This is a genomic window from Clostridium sediminicola (genome assembly GCF_050402865.1).
GTDB classification, from domain to species: Bacteria; Bacillota; Clostridia; order Clostridiales; family Clostridiaceae; genus Clostridium_AF; species Clostridium_AF sediminicola.
The window spans coordinates 163913-182444 of record NZ_BAABMF010000001.1; the positions used below are offsets into that span (position 1 = coordinate 163913).

General features: G+C 31.0%; 16 protein-coding genes. All 16 read left to right on the forward strand.

Annotation, left to right across the window (positions count from 1 at the left end; all coding sequences use genetic code 11):
• Positions 1 to 975: a sulfurtransferase gene (locus ACQ3F0_RS00735; protein ID WP_428863096.1), complete on the forward strand. Its 975-nt coding sequence runs from the start codon at positions 1 to 3 to the stop codon at positions 973 to 975.
• Positions 976 to 1110: 135 nt separating this feature from the next.
• Positions 1111 to 2904 (forward strand): FAD-dependent oxidoreductase, encoded by a 1794-nt coding sequence (locus ACQ3F0_RS00740; protein WP_428863097.1) that lies wholly within the window; start codon positions 1111 to 1113, stop codon positions 2902 to 2904.
• Positions 2904 to 3689 (forward strand): heterodisulfide reductase-related iron-sulfur binding cluster, encoded by a 786-nt coding sequence (locus ACQ3F0_RS00745; RefSeq protein ID WP_428863099.1) that lies wholly within the window; start codon positions 2904 to 2906, stop codon positions 3687 to 3689. The genes ACQ3F0_RS00740 and ACQ3F0_RS00745 overlap by 1 nt, the downstream gene beginning before the upstream one ends.
• Positions 3690 to 3701: 12 nt before the next feature.
• A complete protein-coding gene (locus ACQ3F0_RS00750; RefSeq protein WP_428863101.1) occupies positions 3702 to 4388 on the forward strand; it encodes a TVP38/TMEM64 family protein in 687 nt (228 codons plus the stop codon).
• A 23-nt stretch (positions 4389 to 4411) separates the two neighbouring features.
• Complete coding sequence (locus ACQ3F0_RS00755; protein WP_428863103.1) at positions 4412 to 5641, forward strand: ABC transporter substrate-binding protein; 1230 nt, start codon at positions 4412 to 4414, stop codon at positions 5639 to 5641.
• A gap of 70 nt (positions 5642 to 5711) precedes the next feature.
• Entirely contained in the window at positions 5712 to 6515 is an 804-nt protein-coding gene (locus ACQ3F0_RS00760; protein ID WP_428863105.1) for an ABC transporter permease, read from the forward strand.
• A 35-nt stretch (positions 6516 to 6550) separates the two neighbouring features.
• Positions 6551 to 7345 (forward strand): ABC transporter permease, encoded by a 795-nt coding sequence (locus ACQ3F0_RS00765; RefSeq protein ID WP_428863107.1) that lies wholly within the window; start codon positions 6551 to 6553, stop codon positions 7343 to 7345.
• A gap of 16 nt (positions 7346 to 7361) precedes the next feature.
• Positions 7362 to 8375, forward strand: a complete 1014-nt coding sequence (locus ACQ3F0_RS00770; protein ID WP_428863109.1) for an ABC transporter ATP-binding protein — start codon at positions 7362 to 7364, stop codon at positions 8373 to 8375.
• Positions 8376 to 8416: 41 nt separating this feature from the next.
• The gene (locus ACQ3F0_RS00775) at positions 8417 to 9013 is read left to right on the forward strand and encodes a CDP-alcohol phosphatidyltransferase family protein (protein WP_428863111.1); all 597 of its coding nucleotides are present in this window, start codon (positions 8417 to 8419) and stop codon (positions 9011 to 9013) included.
• A 211-nt stretch (positions 9014 to 9224) separates the two neighbouring features.
• Complete coding sequence (locus tag ACQ3F0_RS00780; RefSeq protein WP_428863113.1) at positions 9225 to 9680, forward strand: MarR family winged helix-turn-helix transcriptional regulator; 456 nt, start codon at positions 9225 to 9227, stop codon at positions 9678 to 9680.
• A gap of 60 nt (positions 9681 to 9740) precedes the next feature.
• Entirely contained in the window at positions 9741 to 11966 is a 2226-nt protein-coding gene (locus ACQ3F0_RS00785; protein ID WP_428863115.1) for an ABC transporter ATP-binding protein, read from the forward strand.
• Positions 11963 to 13834, forward strand: coding sequence for an ABC transporter ATP-binding protein (locus tag ACQ3F0_RS00790; protein ID WP_428863117.1), 1872 nt, complete (start codon positions 11963 to 11965; stop codon positions 13832 to 13834). The genes ACQ3F0_RS00785 and ACQ3F0_RS00790 overlap by 4 nt, the downstream gene beginning before the upstream one ends.
• A gap of 177 nt (positions 13835 to 14011) precedes the next feature.
• Positions 14012 to 15475 carry a tyrosine-protein kinase domain-containing protein gene (locus ACQ3F0_RS00795; RefSeq protein ID WP_428863119.1) on the forward strand — a complete coding sequence of 488 codons (1464 nt, stop codon included), beginning with the start codon at positions 14012 to 14014 and terminating at the stop codon, positions 15473 to 15475.
• Between the two features lie 109 nt (positions 15476 to 15584).
• Complete coding sequence (locus ACQ3F0_RS00800) at positions 15585 to 16193, forward strand: sugar transferase (protein WP_428863121.1); 609 nt, start codon at positions 15585 to 15587, stop codon at positions 16191 to 16193.
• Positions 16194 to 16353: 160 nt separating this feature from the next.
• The gene (locus ACQ3F0_RS00805) at positions 16354 to 17325 is read left to right on the forward strand and encodes an ATP-grasp domain-containing protein (protein WP_428863123.1); all 972 of its coding nucleotides are present in this window, start codon (positions 16354 to 16356) and stop codon (positions 17323 to 17325) included.
• Between the two features lie 17 nt (positions 17326 to 17342).
• Entirely contained in the window at positions 17343 to 18479 is a 1137-nt protein-coding gene (locus ACQ3F0_RS00810; protein WP_428863124.1) for a DegT/DnrJ/EryC1/StrS family aminotransferase, read from the forward strand.
• Positions 18480 to 18532 lie beyond the last annotated feature (53 nt).

Here is an 18532-nt window from a genome sequence, read left to right on the forward strand (position 1 = left end):
ATGAAAAACAAAAGAGGTTTAAGTTTAGTCATTGCTTTACTAGTAATCATAGCTGGAGGTTTTTACGGCTACAAAGCTATCTTTGGGGTTCAAAAGGTTGAAGTAGACAATACTGCACAAGGAAACAAAATACAAGAATATGCAAATCCGGATTCATTTATTACTTCATTACAATTAAAAGGACTTATGGATAAAGAAGCAGATGTTGTTGTTATTGGTGCTTTGAATCCCAAAAAAGGAGATTCTCCAATTGAAGGTTCATTTACTATGTGGCGTTCTGATTATTCAGCAGCAGAAGGAGTTTATAACTTTGGTGGAATGAGTAATACTACTGAAGAAATGGAAGCGATACTTTCTAGCTATGGTGCTACAGCTGATTCAACTATTGTAGTATACGCTGCTAATTCACATCATGATGCAGCTAGACTGTGGTGGCAAATTAAATCCTTAGGACATAAAGATGTAAGATACTTAGATGGTGGTTTAAATGCTTGGGTAGGTGCTGAGTATCCAACTGGTAATGCAAATCCTGAAGTTGAAGCAACTAGCTATAAAGCTCCAAAACCAAGTACTGAAACATTAGCAACATTTGAAGATGTAGCTAATGCTATCGGAACTGACGTTGTTTTAATCGATACTCGTACAGAAGATGAAGAAACAGGTTCTTCAACTAAGAGCGGGGCATTTGGACCTGGTAAACTTGAAGGAGCTACTTGGATTAATTGGACAAACGCTGTTAATGAAGATACTACACTAAAATCTTTAGCAGAATTAAAAGAAATTTACGGAGAGTTTGAAGGAAAAGAAATTATACCTTACTGCCAATCTGGAGTAAGAAGTGCTCATACTTTACTTGTTTTAACTGAAGTTTTAGGTTATGAGAATGTTAAGAATTATGATGGTTCTTGGATAGAGTGGAGTTATGAGTATTATGAGGCTGGTAATGAAAAGGCAAAAACTGAAAACGCAGAATAACTCTAGTAGATAATTGATGATAAAATAACTAATAACTTAATCTAATCTGTTTTAGCAATGGATTAGATTAAGTGCTTTCTATGTAAGGAATTATGACTATTTTTAATAAAATACTCTAGAAAAGGAATGAGTGAATTGGAAAAAGTTAAATTTAGCCAAGCTATTATGGACAATGCACATAAAATTATAGAAGAATGTATGGGACATGAAGATGCTTTTTGTCAAAGTAGATGTCCAATGAGTACAGATGCAAAAGGTTATGTGAATTTAATAGCTGATAAAAAATATGATGAAGCAATAAAGCTTATAAGAGAAAAGTTATTCTTACCAAATACACTTGGAAGAATTTGTGCTCATCCATGTGAAAAGGATTGTAGAAGAGGGGTAGATTTTAACCAACCAATAGCAATAGCCGCACTTAAAAGATTTGCTGCAGAAAAGGCTGATGATGAATCTATTTGGGATTTAACTACAGGTGAAAATACAGGCAAAAAAATTGCTATTATTGGAGCAGGTCCAGCTGGTGCACAAGCAGCTATAGATCTAAGAAGAAATGGACATGCTGTTACAATATTTGAAAAATTAGATGTTCTTGGTGGAATGATGAGAGTTGGTATTCCCGCTTACCGTCTACCAAGAGATATCATAGATTTTGAATATAGCTATTTAGATAAATTAGGTGTGGAATTCAAATTAGGAGTAGAAATCGGAAAAGACCTAAAGTTTAGTGAATTAAGAGAAGAATACGATGTAGTTGTATTAGCTCATGGTGCACATAAGGGCAATATAATTCCTATTCCTGGTCACAAAGCCCAAGGAGTATATCCAGCTACAGAATATCTAAAAGAAATCAGTTTGACAGGTGAATTCCCAAGAGCAGGGAAGAAGATAATGGTTATTGGTGGCGGAGATGTTGCAATGGACTGCGCTCGTTCATCATGGAGAATTGGTGCTGAATCTGTACATCAATGTTCATTAGAAGATGATAAAACATTACCAGCTTCAGAAGAAGAGATCCATGAAGCGAAAGAAGAAGGTGTTTTATTCAATGCAGGCTGGGGTCCTATTGAAATAATCGAAGTTGAAGGTAAAGTAACAGGAATCAAAATTCAAAAGGTTTCATCAATATTCGACAAAGATGGTAGATTTAATCCTCAATATGAAGGAAGCTCAAAAATTGTAGAAGCTGATACTGTAATAATGGCAACTGGACAAGTTGTTGAAGATATAACAGAAGGTTTGTTAGAACAAACTAGAGGTGGTAGATATGTAGTAGATAAAGAAACATTAGCTACTGGCTTAGAAAATGTGTTTGTTGCAGGAGACGCATCTGGTGGAGTAATAGTTATTGAAGCAATGGCTTTTGGAAGAAAAGCAGCTATTAGTATAGATAGATATTTAAAAGGCATTGATTTAAAAGAAGATAGAAATTTTAAAGAAGAATGGTCTTATGATACAAAATTAGATATACCGCTTCCTGAGGGTACTGAAGATAAAGCTCGTATTCATACAAATATGAGAGATGCAGATGAGAGAAAAAAAGATTTCAATCAAGCTGATTTAGGTTTTAGGGAAGAACAGGCTATAGAAGAAGCATCACGTTGTTTAAAGTGTGAATGTAAGCTCTGTATGAAAGAATGCGTTATGATGAACGATTTTGGTAAGTGTCCAAAAGATTTAATGGAAAAACTAGTAAATGATTCTGAAATGGAGTCGCTATTAGCTTATTCATGTAATGCTTGTGATAACTGTACTATTGTTTGTCCACATGAACTTCCTATGAAGAAAATATTTATTGGTTCACGTAAAGACTTTGTAAAAGCTAACAATGGAGAATCTCCAATGAAAGGTCACTCAGCAATAAAAATACATCAATTACTTGGATTCTCTAAATTCTTTACAACAAAGAAAAAGGGAGGAAAAAAATAATGGCTATTAAAGTAGATAAAAATAAACGTTATGGTTTTATGCCGGGATGTAGTTTACCATCCTATAATCCAGAGGCAGTTGCAAAAACTACTGCCTATTTAAATAGTGTATTTCCTAAGTTTTCTGCAATTCAAAAGTGTTGTGGTAAACCTACAAAAGCTGTTGGTCAATATGACTTATTCAAAGAAAGATTCAAGAGTCTTCAAGATGACATGGATGACGTTGGTATTGAAGAAATGGTTGTAGCATGCCAAAGTTGTAAACTTACTTTTAATGACGCAAGTCCTACACCTACCTATTCTTTATGGGAACTATTACCTGTAATTGGGTTACCAGCAGAGTTAAAAGGGAAGGCAAAAAATAGTGATATGGTTTTCACAATTCATGATTCTTGTTCTACCCGTCATGATGCAGCTCTTCAAGATGGAATCAGATGGATATTAGATGAATTGGGTTATAAATATGTTGAGTCTCAGTATTCTAGGGAAAAAACTCGTTGCTGTGGTTTCGGTGGTATGGTTGTACCAGCAAATCCTGAAGTTGCAATGAAAGTTATGAAACGTAGAGTAGAAACTTTAGAAAATAATAATGTAGTAGTTTACTGTGCAGCTTGCCGTTCTTCAATAATAAAAGGTGGATCAAATGCATGGCATATTCTTGATTTAATATGGGGACCTGTTGTAATGAAGGATGATAATTGTCCTATAGATGTTTTAGCTTCACCTGTAAAGTCATGGGTTAATAGATATAAAGCAAAAAAAGGCATACAAAAGGCTGTTAAATAATAGGAGGTCGAAATGAATAAGAAGCTTAAAGTAGCACTCATTGTAGTTGTTTTAGCAGCAGTATTCTATGGAGTATATGCTAGTGGATTATTAGATATTTTAAAAGATTTTGATAAATTTAGAACTTTTATAGAAGAAGCAGGAACTCTTGGATATATTATTTATATTTTCTTATTTATAATTGTTGCTGTGTTCTCATTACCAGCAAGTGTACTAACAATTGGTGGTGGTATAGTATTTGGTCCAATTTTAGGAGCTTTATTAGCTTTAGTTGGTGCAACAGTTGGAGCAATAGTTGCTTTCTTAGTTGCTAGGTATTTAGCAAGAGACTTTATAGTAGGCAAATTTGGTGGCAATGCTATTTTCAAAAAGATTGAAGCTGGTGTTGAGAAAAATGGTAAAGACTTTCTTATTTTAACTAGACTTGTACCAGTTTTCCCATATAACATTCAAAACTATGCCTATGGAGTTACTAATATAAAATTAGGAACTTATTCAATAATCACTTTAATTACCATGGCACCTGGCGCATTTGTTTATGCTTACATGGCTGGAGATATAGCTGCAAACGGAATTTCAACTCAGTTCTTTATAAAGTTGATTGTTGCTGGTGTGATTTTATTTGGAGTTTCTCAATTGCCTAAAATTTTCGCTAAGAAAAAAGGCATAAATATGGATGACATGGGGAAAAATAAATAATCAAATAAATTAAAGAGGTTATTATGAAAAGAATACTAATAGTGATTTGTTCAATAGTTCTGTGCACTCAATTTTTAATTGGGTGTGCAGATAAAAAAACCGAAGAAAAAATCGAGAACCAAGATTGGGATGTTATCCTCCAACTGGCAGAAGACACTACTGTGACTTTTTATGGGTGGGGTGGAGATGAAAACATCAACCAATGGATTGACTCAGTTGTAGCAAAAGAATTAAAAGAAAAATATAATATCAATCTAAAAAGAATACCTATGATTCCTAATGAATATATTCCTAAGCTTTTAAATGAAAAGCAACTAGATAGTGAAGGTACCATTGATATTGTTTGGATAAATGGGGAGAATTTTTATAATGCAAAGGTAAATGACTTACTTTTTGGACCTTTTACAGAAAAATTGCCTAATTTCAATCAATATGTAAATCAAGATTCTACAGATATACTATATGATTTTGGACACAGAGTAGATGGATTTGAATCTCCTTATGGAAAAGCTCAGATGGTTTTTATAGGGGACACAGATAAAGTTGAATTTTTACCTAAAGGTCATGAAGAATTATTTCAACTCGCAAAAAAATACCCTGGAAAAATAACATATCCAGATATCTCTGACTTTACAGGTAGCGCTTTTATTAGGAATGTTATTTATGATTTAGTTGGATATGAAGCGTTCATTGATATTCAAGCAGATAAGGATATTGTAAAGACAGCAATTAAACCCGCTATGGAATATCTAAAAGATCTAAAACCTTACTTATGGAGAGAAGGAGAGACTTATCCTGCAACATTGGCACAACTAGATAATATGTATTCAGATGGTGAAGTTTTTTTAACTATGAATTATTCACCTTTCCACATAGCTACAAAGATACAGGAAGGAAGCTTCACAGAGTCATCAAAGTCCTTTGTGTTTGAAAAAGGTACTATTGGGAATACACATTTTTTAGCGATACCATTTAATGCACCAAATAAGGCTGCAGCACTTGTGACTATTAATCATATTTTATCGCCTGAAATTCAAGTCACAAAGTATGACCCAAAAGTTTGGGGTGATCTTCCAGTAACAGAATTTAGTTCATTAACGGATACTCAAAAAGAGTTATTTAATAATATAAAATTAGGAAAAGGTGTTATTTCACAAGAAAAATTATTAGATAAAAGATTACCTGAAATGAGAGCTGAGTTAGTTCCTATTATTGAAGAAATATGGAGAGAAGAAATTTTAGAGAATGAATAAAAAAACAGGAATATTTAAACCATATTTATTGCTAATACCTGTTTTAGTTTTTATAGTGGGGATTTTCCTAATGGGTATAGTTTTTGGATTACTCCAAAGTTTTGGGTACTTCCCTGCTATAGGACTTAAAACTTTTACACTTAAATATTATATAAATATTATTTCAGATAAAAATTTTGTTTCATCACTAAAGTTTAGTTTATATACATCTTTTGTTTCGTCTTTTATATCTGTAATACTAGGAATAATACTATCTTATGCATTAATTAGAGATAAAAAAAGTAAACTAGGAACCTTTGAAAATATCTACAAAGTGCCTATAATGGTACCTCATACCATAGCTGCACTCCTTGTTTTTATTTTATTCACTCAGAGTGGATTGACTGCTAGAATTCTACATTTATTAGGACTATTAGGAGACATGAATGATTTTCCGCCTCTTATATTTGATAAATGGGGCTTTGGAATTATATTCGCTTATCTATGGAAAGGGATACCTTTTATAACATTAGTTACATATGATATTATGAAAAAGATTAATAAGAATTATTCCAAGATTGCTGCAAATTTAGGAGCAAATAAGCTTCAGATATTTTGGCATATTCTTTTACCTTTGACCATGCCAACTATTGCATCTGCCTTTGTTATAATATTTGCTTTCTCTTTTGGAGCTTTTGAAATACCCTATTTATTGGGGCCATCAAACCCTAAAGCATTACCAATACTATCTTATATATATTATAATAGTGTTAATCTAGCAGATAGACCTAATGCTATGGTGATCAATATGTGTATTACCTTGTGTTCTTTAGTTTTAGTAGGTTTGTATTTATTGGCTTTTCAATTTATAAAAAAATATAACAGCGAAGAGTAACTCAATAAATAATGAAAGTTGAGGTTTATAATTTAGTGAGTATAAAAGCAATTTTCCGAAATATTGTAATATTTATATTGTTTTCCCCATTGGTGATAATGATAGGTTGGAGTATTTCAAGTTCATGGCCATGGCCAAATGTATTACCAAAAACTTTGACTTTAAGAGGATTTAATTACGCAATAAGCCCTTCTGCTGAAGGGTTTATTGTTCTGTTAAGAAGTGCTTTTCTTTCACTTTCTGTCACAATAATAACATTAGTTGTAAGCGTCCCTGCAGCAAAAGCTTTAGCTTTTTACCAGTTCAAAGGCAAATCATTAGTAAAAGTTTTGATTTTACTTCCATTAATGGTACCAATGATTAGTGTTGCTATGGGCGTTCATATATCTTTTATAAAATTAGGAATTGCAAATACTTGTTTTGGTGTAGTGTTAATTCATGTTTTACCTGGAATACCTTATGGGGTAAAAATACTGATGAATGTGTTTGAAATAATTGGAGATAAAATTGAACATCAGGGAAGAGTACTTGGAGGAAGTCCTATTCAAGTAATGGTATACATTACTTTGCCATTACTTACACCTGGGTTGATTATAGCTGGAAGTATGATATACATTATTTCTTTTAGTCAATATTTTATAACATTTTTAATAGGTGGCGGACGGGTAGTAACATACGCAATGCTTTTATTCCCTTTTATAGAATCTGGTGATAGGACTGTGGCATCAGCACTTAGTATAGTCTTTTTAATATCAATAATTTTGGTCTTATTTATTTCTGAAAAACTTGTTGGTAATTTATATAAAAACATGAGTAAATATTATGTTTAAAAAGTGAGTGGATTTTATGGGAAAAGTACAGCTTAAAAATATTTCTAAAAAATATGATGGAAAAGAAGTGTTGAAAAATATTAATATAGCTATTGAAAGTGGAGAATTGGTTGCTCTTTTAGGTTCTAGTGGATCAGGTAAGACTACAATTCTTCATGGAATAACTGGTATTATTCATTTTGATAAAGGAAATATTATAATTAATAACAAAATGATAGATAATGTTGCTATAGAAAAAAGAGGGGCTGTTTTAGTTGACCAAAATTTACTATTATTTCCCCATATGACAGTTGAATCTAATATTGCTTTTGGTTTGCGAATAAGAAAAACTAGTAAATCAATTATTAAAGAAAAAGTAGCTGAGTTAATAGAACTGCTTGAATTGGTCGGACATGAAAAAAAATATCCAAATCAACTCTCTGGAGGTCAAATGCAGAGGGTTGCGCTTGCAAGAGCTTTAGCAATAGAACCTAATGTTTTGTTACTAGATGAACCATTTTCTAAATTAGATATCAGTTTGAGAAAAAATATGCAATTTTTTGTTAAGGATCTTCAAAAGAAACTTAACATGACAACTATCCTGGTAACCCATGATAAGGAAGAAGCTCTTTCTATGGCTGATAAAGTTGCTTTGTTAATTGATGGAGAAATAAAACAGTTTTCAACACCGAGAGAAATATACGAAAAACCTATCTCAAAGCAAGTTTCAGATTTTTTTGGAAAGAGAAATTATATTAGTGGGAAAATAATAGATGGAAAATTTATTAGTAAACTGGGGATTTTCAAAACAAATGTTAAAGATTCCAGAAGTATAACATTTATGTTTAGACCAGAGGAAATATATTTTGGAGATAAAGAAGAGGGCAGTATTATAGGGACTGTAAAATCCAGAATATACTCTGGAGATAAAATCAACTATACAATAAAAGTTTTAGATGAAGAAATCTATTGTTCTACTCAAAATAATATTCAGATTGATGAAGAGGTATATTTTAATCTTGATTTTAACGATAGAGTTTATTTTAGTTAGGAATATATGTAATTAGAATATTAACAAAAGGAGAACATTAAATGCTAGATACTAATGCTAGAAAAATAGTTCAGCCTTTAATAGAAAAAACGGCTGATACCTTTATAAGATTAAATCTAAGCGCAAATAAAGTGACTGTCATTGCTCTAATAGTTGGGTTATTACCTTCAGTTTTTATTTTCGCAGGAAATTATAATGTTGTTGCTGTAATTATTCTATGGTTTTCGGGATATTTAGATGCAGTTGACGGCACTATTGCAAGAAAAACAAACTCTTCATCTCTTTTCGGCACAATAATGGATATAACTTTTGATAGAATTGTTGAGATTTCATTAATTTTAGTTTTATCATATAAGTATTCTAACAATCAATTTATTTTTATTCTTTTAGCTTCAAGTATAATTTTATCTATGACAATATTTTTAACTGTTGCTGCTGCATCTGAAAAAAAGAGTGAAAAGACCTTTTATTACCAACCAGGTCTTGCTGAAAGAACAGAAGGTTTTGTTATGTTTTCTCTAATGATGATTATCACTAAATATGTTGATTTTATTTGTGTTATTTTTGTTATCATGATTTTATATACTGCATTACAGAGATTCATCGAAGCTTATAAGTACTTTCATAAGATGAAATAATTAAAAGCTTAATTGCTAAAACTTTGAAATCTAATACTTTACATAAAACACTTAACTAATTCTGAGTTAAGTGTTTTACTCTTTAGAAAAAATTAAATAATACTAAAAATCATTAAATTTGTATTAAAAAAAAGTATTTCAATTGACCATATTGATGGTTAGTGCTAATATATATTTTAGTTAGCCGACTAATAGAACAAAGGAGGATAATATGTATAATTATGAAGATGATTCTATTTACAATTTATTTTCTGAAGTAGTAAAGCTTAGATTTTCTCGTATGAGAACTTTATTTGATGAAGTAGGAATTTATCCTGGGCAGCATGCTATGCTCTTTGCTTTAAATAATAATGATGGCCAAAGTCAGAAAGAACTATCAAAAAAGTTAAACATTAAGCCTGCTACTATAACAGTTATGATAAATAGAATGGAAAGAACAAAATTAGTAGAGCGGCGACAGGATAGTAATGATCAGCGGATTTCAAGAGTATATCTTACTGACGCAGGGAAGGATACATGGAGAAAAGTCGATAAAATACTAAAAAGTATAGATGAAGTAAGTTTTTCTAATTTTACTGAAGAGCAGCAGAAGTTATTGAGTCAGTTGTTACTACAAATAAAAGAAAATCTATTATCTATGTGTACAGAGTATTCATTGAAAGATTAAATTTTTAAGAATAGGATGTACTTTTGAAATTTAAATATTTAGAAAAGGAGTAAATAGAACATGGCTAAATTGATAAAATATTTAAAGCCTTTTGTTGCTATGATAGCTATTGCCATAGTTTTGTTATTTATGCAAGCAATGCTAGACCTTGCATTACCAGACTATATGTCTAACATTGTAAATGTAGGTATTCAACAAGGTGGTGTGGAAAATGCTGTCCCAAAGGCTATTCGTGAAAGTCAAATGAATAAACTTGTATTATTTATGGATGACAAAGAAAGAGTTGATGTTACTCAAAATTATATGCTTATTGACAAAGATAGTTCAGATTTTGATAAGTATGTAGAAAAATATCCTGCTCTTGAAAGTGAATCTATCTATGTTTTGAAGGAAGTTGACGAATTAGAAATAAGTAATATGAATATTGTTATGGGTAAATCACTTCTTGCTGTAGCAAGTATTGAAAAAATGAAGGATAATGCTGAAAATGGTGTTATAAATTTTAATGGCATGGAGATCCCTGCAAATACAGATATATTTGCTTTGTTTGAAAAGTTGCCATCTGAACAAAGAATACAAACATCAGAAGAAATGAATAAGACCTTTACAGCATTAGGAGATAGTATGGTTGTTCAAGCTGCAACTTCTGCAGTTAAAAATGAATATAAACTACTAGGAATGGATGTTGATAAAATTCAAAGTAGTTATATTTTCCGTACAGGATTTTTAATGATAATAATCTCTTTGCTAAGTGCAGTTTGTATAGTTATTGTAGGTTTTTTAGCTTCTAAAGTGGCTGCAGGACTTGCACAAAATTTAAGGAAAATGGTGTTTTCAAAAGTAGAAAGTTTTTCAAATGCAGAGCTTGATAAATTTTCAACTGCTTCACTTATAACGAGAACTACAAATGATATTACTCAAATTCAGAATTTGATGGTTATGCTAATTAGAATGGTATTTTATGCACCTATTTTAGGGATTGGAGGTGTAATTAAAGCATTAGAGAAAAACTCATCTATGTCATGGATTATAGCAGTTGCAGTTATTGCTCTTTTGGTTTTAATTGCTTTCATATTTGTAATTGCAATGCCAAAGTTCAAAGCTGTTCAAAAGCTTGTGGACAGATTAAATCTAGTTACTCGTGAAAATCTTTCAGGAATGATGGTAATAAGAGCATTTAATACTCAAAAGTTCGAAGAAGAACGTTTTAATAAGGCTAATAAGGATCTTACAAGTGTTAACTTATTTGTAAATCGTGTGATGGTACTACTATTCCCAGCTATGATGCTTATAATGAATGGAATTACTCTTCTTATTGTTTGGGTAGGTGCAAATCAAATCGCAGAAATGAGCATGCAGGTAGGAGATATGATGGCATTTATGCAATATGCTATTCAAATTATATTTGCTTTTATTATGATGTCATTTATGTTCATAATGATACCAAGAGCATCCGTTTCAGCTCAACGTATTTCAGAAGTTTTAGAAACAGATGCTACAATCATTGATCCAGAGGCTCCTAAGAAATTTAATAATGAATTAGAAGGTGTAGTAGAATTTAAGAATGTATCCTTTAGATACCCAGGTGCTGAAGAAGATGTTCTTAAGAACATAAGTTTTAAAGCATCACCTGGAAAAACTACAGCACTTATTGGCTCTACAGGTTCAGGTAAAACAACTCTAGTTAATTTAATTCCTCGTTTCTATGATGTAACTGATGGGGAAGTTTTACTGAATGGAGTAGATATAAGAAAAGTTAATCAACATGACCTTCGTGACCAAATTGGATATATACCTCAAAAAGGTTTCTTATTTAGTGGTACAATCGAATCGAATCTAAAATATGCTGATAAAAATGCTACTGAAAAAGACCTAATGACCTCCTTAGATATTGCTCAAGCTTCTGAATTCGTTAATGCAGTACCTGAAGGTATAAAAATGGAAATTTCACAAGGTGGAACAAATGTATCTGGAGGACAAAAGCAGAGATTAGCTATTGCAAGAGCATTGATGAAAAAATCCCCTATATACATTTTTGATGATAGTTTTTCCGCTCTTGATTTTAAGACAGATGCTTCTTTAAGAAAAGCAATGAAAAAAGAGATAGGTTCAAGTACTGCAATAATTGTAGCACAGCGTATAGCAACTATCAAAAATGCTGAACAAATTATTGTCCTTGAGGAAGGTGAAATTGTTGGAACAGGTACACACCAAGAACTATTAAATAATTGTGAAACTTATAAAGAAATTGCATCATCACAGTTGTCAAAGGAGGAATTAGCATGAGTGAGAAAAATTTCAAAGTAAAGAACTCACGTCCTGCCATGAGACGAGGTGGTGGACATGGTCCTGGTGGAATGATGCGCGGTGGAGAAAAGGCTCGAGATTTTAAAAATACAATGAAGAAACTTATTAAACACTTAAGTATATACAAAATATCTATCTTCATTGTTTTAATATTTGCAATTGCTAGTGCTACATTCTCAATAGTAGGTCCAAAAATTCTAGGTAAAGTAACTACAGAAATATTTAATGGAGTTATCAAAAAGATTACTGGGACTGGAAGTATAAACTTTGATTATATCCAAAGAATTATTATAATCCTTTTGGCACTATATTTAATAAGTGCACTGTTCAGTTATATTCAAGGATGGATAATGTCAAGTGTAGCTATGAAAGTAAGTTATAACTTTAGAAAAGCTATTTCTGAAAAAATTAACCGTATTCCATTAAAATATTTTGATAATACAAATCAAGGTGAAGTTTTATCTCGTGTTACTAATGACGTTGATACTCTTAGCCAAACACTTAATCAAAGTTTAAGCCAAATTATTACATCTGTCACAACAGTACTTGGTGTTCTGGTTATGATGTTAACAATAAGTTGGCAGTTAACACTAATAGCAATACTTATAATACCATTATCCGGAGTTCTTATTATGGCAATTGTGAAGCGTTCTCAACGATACTTTAAAGAACAACAGGATTACTTGGGGCATTTAAATGGTCATGTTGAAGAAATGTACGGTGGCCATGTAGTAATGAAAGCCTTTAATGGTGAGAAAAAGAGTATTAAAAAATTTGATGGCTTAAATGATCAACTATACGGTGTAGCATGGAAAGCTCAGTTCCTGACTAGTATAATGATGCCACTTATGCAATTCGTAGGTAATTTAGGTTATGTTGGAGTAAGTATTTTTGGTGGATATCTAGCTGCGAAGAGAACTATAGAAGTTGGAGACATTCAAGCATTTATACAATATGTGCGCCAATTTACTCAACCTATTTCTCAAATAGCAAATATATCAAATATACTTCAACAGACAGCAGCATCTGCTGAGCGTGTGTTCGAATTTTTAGAAGTTGATGAAGAAGTAGGAGAAGTTTCTAATCCTGTGAAATTGGAGCAGGTTGAAGGAAAGGTTCAATTTGATAAAGTGCACTTTGGATATAACGATGATAAAATTATAATAAATAATTTTTCAGCTTCAATAGAACCTGGTCAAAGAATAGCAATTGTAGGGCCTACAGGAGCAGGAAAAACTACAATGGTTAAACTTTTAATGCGTTTCTATGACGTTAATGAAGGAGCTATTTTAGTTGATGGTACTGATATAAGAGAGTTTTCACGTGGTGATCTGCGCTCAATGTTTGGTATGGTTTTACAAGACACATGGCTTTATAATGACAGCATAATGGAAAATATCAGGTATGGACGTCTTACTGCTACAGATGATGAAGTTATTAACGCCGCTAAAGCAGCTCACGTTGATAGTTTTGTTCACACTTTACCAGATGGTTATAATATGATATTGAACGAAGAAGCTTCAAATGTATCACTTGGACAAAAACAATTATTAACAATAGCAAGAGCAATTCTTGCAGATCCTAAAATCCTAATTCTTGATGAGGCGACAAGTTCTGTAGATACACGAACTGAAGTACAAATACAAAGAGCTATGGATAATCTTATGAAGAATAGAACTAGTTTTATCATTGCACATCGTTTATCAACTATTCGTGATGCTGATGTAATTCTAGTTATGAATAATGGAGATATTGTAGAACAAGGGAATCATGAAGCGCTTCTTGCAAAAGATGGCTTCTATGCTAATCTTTATAATAGCCAGTTCGAAAATAGTGAAGCAAGTTAAAGTAAAAAAAGCTGAGTAAAATCAGCTTTTTTTTGTTTACAAAATTAAGGTATGATATTTTTAATTTCTTAAAAATTAGTAAAAAAGAAAGTATATATTCGAGTAAGGTAATATTAAATTCTATTAGTGAATACATATTAATGAGTACATAATTGTTATTTAGAATGGGGGAAATATATGCAGGAAGGAGAAAAAATTGATTTAATCGAATGCTTTTATATTTTTCAAAGAAGGTTAAAACTAATTGTAGCAATAACATTAAGTATAACCTTGATAACAGTTATTTTTAGCTATTTTATAATAAAACCGGTTTATGAATCAAGGATGAGTATTATTATAGGAAAGGCAACTAATAATAATGGTAACTCTTCTTATAATATTAATGACGTTACTATGTATATTAAAGCAGTTCAAACTTACGTTGAAATTGCAAAATCAGAGGATGTTGCAGAAAGAGCTCAAGAAATTCTTGAAGGAAAATTTTCAACTGAAGAATTAAAAGACATGTTAAGTGTTATACCTCAATCAGATACACAAATTATGGAAATAGTAGTTAGAACAAATAATAGAGAAGAAGCAAAAGTTATTGTTACTGCTTTTACGCAAGCTTTTAAGGAAAATGCTCAAAAATTAATTCCTAACGGGAGCATAGAAGTATTTCAAAACCCAAAAGTACCAAAAAAACCTGTAAAGCCAAATAAAGAAATGAACACTATCTTAGGATTTATTATAGGAGTAGCTATTTCATTAGCAACAACTTTAATTATGGAATTATTAGATAACACAATTAAATCTAAAGATGAAGTTGAACGATATACAGAACTTTCAGTTATGGGCATCATACCCAAATATTTAGGAATACTTAATAGGAAATCTCTTATAGTAGTTAGAAATAAACCAAATAGTATTGTAGCTGAAGCTTTTAGAACGCTAAGAACTAATATTATTTATTCATCTATAGATCAAGAAATAAATACAATACTAATCACAAGTGCAGGTCCGTCAGAAGGAAAAACTTCAGTAGTGTCTAATTTTGCATATACTATTGCTAATTCAGAAAAAAAAGTACTGGTAATTGATTGTGATTTGAGAAAGCCAAATATACATAAACAATTTAGAGTGTCTAATTCAATAGGTTTATCAGATATATTAGCTGGACAAGTTAATATTGAAGATGCTATACATGAATGTGAAAAAAACCTTTATGTACTTACGTCTGGCAAAATTCCACCTAACCCATCTGAAATTTTAAGTTCGAGAAAAATGAAAGAATTCATTGATAAAATAAAAGGGGATTTTCAATATGTAATATTTGATACCCCTCCAATAATTGCAGTAACTGACGCACAAGCATTAGCCAATAAAGTTGATGGTGTAATTATAGTAGTAGCGGCAAAAGAGACTGAAAAAGATGCACTAATTAGAGCTAACGAATTATTGGTAAAAGTAAGAGCTAATATACTAGGCATAGTTATGAATAAAATTGAATTTAATAGAGGTAAAAATTATGGCTACAAGTACCAAAGCTATTATTCATACGGAAATAAATCTAATAATAAATTTAGTGGATCCAGAAAAAAAAGAAGAATAGAGAGAATGAAAAATTCTAACAAAAGAAAAAGAAGACGAAGATCAAACTGAATAGTAAATGTTATAAAAATTACAGTATGGAATATATTATATTAAAACCTTGTTGAATAAATGTTAAGAAATCTAAGATTATTCTATTGTAAAGTGAAAGGAATTTGATATGAAAATTTATTTAATTATTAAAAGAATTGTTGATTTCATCTTTGCTTTACTTTTGTTAATTATAACTTTACCAATTATTGTAATAGCATCGATAGCCATAAAAGTGGAATCAAAAGGCCCTATTTTATTTAAACAAAAGAGACCAGGAAAGAATTCCAAAATATTTACTATTATTAAATTTAGAACGATGATAATCGAAATAGAAAAAAGCGGCAAACAACTTAGTGATATGCAAAGAATAACAAAGGTCGGCTATTTTTTAAGAAAAACTAGTTTAGATGAATTACCACAACTTTTTAACATCATTAAAGGTGAAATGAGCTTTATTGGTCCAAGACCTCTTCGTATTAGCTATCTAAATTTTTATTCAAGTGAGCAAAATAGAAGACATGAAGTAACTCCTGGCATATCAGGATGGGCACAAGTCCATGGGAGAAATAGTATTAGTTGGAAAGAAAAATTTAAAAATGATATTTGGTACGTAGATCATATTAGTTTATGGGTAGATATAAAAATAGTATTATTAACATTAAAAAATGTTCTTACTTGTAAAGATATTAACCAAAGTAGTAATGATACTATGGAAGATTTTAAGGGAAGTAACTAGATAAAGCATAAACTGTACTATAAATTTTGCTTTATTAATATGCATCCTATCGTTTATGTTAAAAGGAAAATCATTAAGAAAAAGCAAGAGAAGCTTGTCACCCCAAAAACTTTTATGATATTTGTAAATAAATATGCAATAAAAAAGAAAGGAACAAAAAATGAATGAAAACATAAATATTTTATTTACTAGTGTAGGAAGAAGAACAAAGCTACTCCAATATTTCAAAAAAGAACTAAGGGAAATTGGTTCTTTAGTAGCGATAGATTGCAGTGAATTAGCACCAGCATTATATTTTGCAGACAATCACTATATAGTACCTGGAATTAATGAACCTAATTATATAGATACTATTATGCATATATGTAAAAAAGAAAAAATCAGTGCAATTATTTCATTAATTGACCCAGAGTTGTCTTTGTTAGCAAAACACTCAAAAAAGTTTGAAGAGATTGGGGTTACTACAATAGTATCTGATTACTACCCTTGTGAACTGTGCTTAGATAAATTTGCTATGACCATGTTTTGCCAACAAAATAGCTTTAAAGTTCCTAAAACTTACAAATCTTTTTCAGTATTTAATGATGCATTAAAAAATAGTGAATTAGATTTACCAGTATTCATGAAACCACAAAAGGGAAGTGCAAGTATTGATATATATAAAGCTAATAACATTAAAGAAGTCAAAAATATATATGAAAATACTTCAAATATGATAATTCAAGAATATTTAGATGGAAAAGAACTTGGAGTAGATGTTTATGTTGATATTATTAGCAAAAAAATAATTTCAATTTTTATAAAAGAAAAACTAAAGATGAGAGCTGGAGAAACCGATAAAGCAAAATCAATAATAGCAGAAAAGTTATTTAGGATAATTGAAAATTTGGTTAATAAAATTGGTTTAATCGGTCCTATAGATATTGATATATTTAATGTTAATGGTGAATTTTATATCTCAGAAATTAATCCTAGATTTGGGGGTGGATATCCTCTTGCTTATGAATGTGGAGAGAACTACCCTAAATTAATAATAAATAATTTAAGAGGTATTAAGAATGCCCCAAAAATAGGTGATTATGATGAAAATATTTTTATGATGAAACATGATATTTTAACAATAAAGAAATAATTATCAGGTGGTGTTATATGGTAAAAAGAATATATTTATCGGCACCGCATATGGGTGGTAATGAATTAAAATATATAAAAGAAGCATTTGAAACTAATTGGATAGCACCGGTCGGTCCCAATATAGATGCATTTGAAGAAGAGTTATGTGATTATATAGGAATAAATCATGGTCTTGCAGTATCTTCAGCAACTGCTGGTATCCACTTAGCTTTAAAATACTGCGGCGTAAAAAAAGGAGATTATGTTTTTTGTAGTAGTTTTACATTCGCTGGGAGTTGTAATCCAATTATGTATGAAGGGGCTAAACCAGTTTTTATAGATTCTGAACCTGAGACATGGAACATGTCACCGCTAGCACTGCAAAATGCTTTTAATTGGGCTTTGAGACAAAATAAAATGCCTAAAGCTGTAATTATTGTAGATTTATATGGACAAAGTGCTCAGTATGACAAGCTTATTCCAGTATGTAAGAAATATAATGTTCCAGTCATCGAAGATGCTGCTGAGGCTTTAGGCTCATCATACCAAGGTGTAAAATGTGGTACCTTCGGTGATATAAATATCTTTTCGTTTAATGGAAATAAAATAATCACCACATCAGGTGGCGGAATGATAGTTTCTAATAATGAAAAAGCAATTAATAAAGTGAGATTTTGGGCTACACAAGCAAGAGATCAAGCCAGACACTATCAACATAGCGAACTTGGATATAATTATAGACTTAGCAATGTATTAGCTGGTATAGGTAGAGGACAATTAAAAGTCCTAGAAGAAAGAGTTAATCAGAAAAAGAGTATTTATGAAAAGTATGAAAAAGAATTTAATGAAATTGAGGATATAGAAATGATGCCAATTACTGATTTTGGACAATCTAATTATTGGTTATCTGTTATAACACTTAAAGCAAACTCTAGAATTAAACCAATTGACATTATTATTGCTTTAGAAAAAGAAAATATTGAATCACGACCTGCGTGGAAGCCAATGCATTTGCAGCCATTCTATGAAGAATATAAGTTCTTCTCTCACAATGTTGAGATTGGGAGTGTTTCCGAGGATATATTTAATAGAGGGGTTTGCTTGCCTAGTGATACTAAGATGAGTGATGCAGATATGAAGAGAATTCTAATGATAATTAAGCAGTTGTTTTAGCAATAGATTAACGGTAGTTCAATTCAATTGCGATTTTTATAAGGGGGTGTTTG

Excerpts from the sequence above, each read along its gene's own strand:
- ACQ3F0_RS00785 (WP_428863115.1), top strand. The coding sequence starts at position 9,741 with ATGGCTAAATTGATAAAATATTTAAAGCCTTTTGTTGCTATGATAGCT.
- ACQ3F0_RS00745 (WP_428863099.1), top strand. The coding sequence starts at position 2,904 with ATGGCTATTAAAGTAGATAAAAATAAACGTTATGGTTTTATGCCGGGA.
- ACQ3F0_RS00810 (WP_428863124.1), top strand. The coding sequence starts at position 17,343 with ATGGTAAAAAGAATATATTTATCGGCACCGCATATGGGTGGTAATGAA.
- ACQ3F0_RS00760 (WP_428863105.1), top strand. The coding sequence starts at position 5,712 with ATGGGTATAGTTTTTGGATTACTCCAAAGTTTTGGGTACTTCCCTGCT.
- ACQ3F0_RS00805 (WP_428863123.1), top strand. The coding sequence starts at position 16,354 with ATGAATGAAAACATAAATATTTTATTTACTAGTGTAGGAAGAAGAACA.
- ACQ3F0_RS00775 (WP_428863111.1), top strand. The coding sequence starts at position 8,417 with ATGCTAGATACTAATGCTAGAAAAATAGTTCAGCCTTTAATAGAAAAA.
- ACQ3F0_RS00770 (WP_428863109.1), top strand. The coding sequence starts at position 7,362 with ATGGGAAAAGTACAGCTTAAAAATATTTCTAAAAAATATGATGGAAAA.
- ACQ3F0_RS00780 (WP_428863113.1), top strand. The coding sequence starts at position 9,225 with ATGTATAATTATGAAGATGATTCTATTTACAATTTATTTTCTGAAGTA.
- ACQ3F0_RS00755 (WP_428863103.1), top strand. The coding sequence starts at position 4,412 with ATGAAAAGAATACTAATAGTGATTTGTTCAATAGTTCTGTGCACTCAA.
- ACQ3F0_RS00800 (WP_428863121.1), top strand. The coding sequence starts at position 15,585 with ATGAAAATTTATTTAATTATTAAAAGAATTGTTGATTTCATCTTTGCT.
- ACQ3F0_RS00735 (WP_428863096.1), top strand. The coding sequence starts at position 1 with ATGAAAAACAAAAGAGGTTTAAGTTTAGTCATTGCTTTACTAGTAATC.
- ACQ3F0_RS00790 (WP_428863117.1), top strand. The coding sequence starts at position 11,963 with ATGAGTGAGAAAAATTTCAAAGTAAAGAACTCACGTCCTGCCATGAGA.
- ACQ3F0_RS00750 (WP_428863101.1), top strand. The coding sequence starts at position 3,702 with ATGAATAAGAAGCTTAAAGTAGCACTCATTGTAGTTGTTTTAGCAGCA.
- ACQ3F0_RS00795 (WP_428863119.1), top strand. The coding sequence starts at position 14,012 with ATGCAGGAAGGAGAAAAAATTGATTTAATCGAATGCTTTTATATTTTT.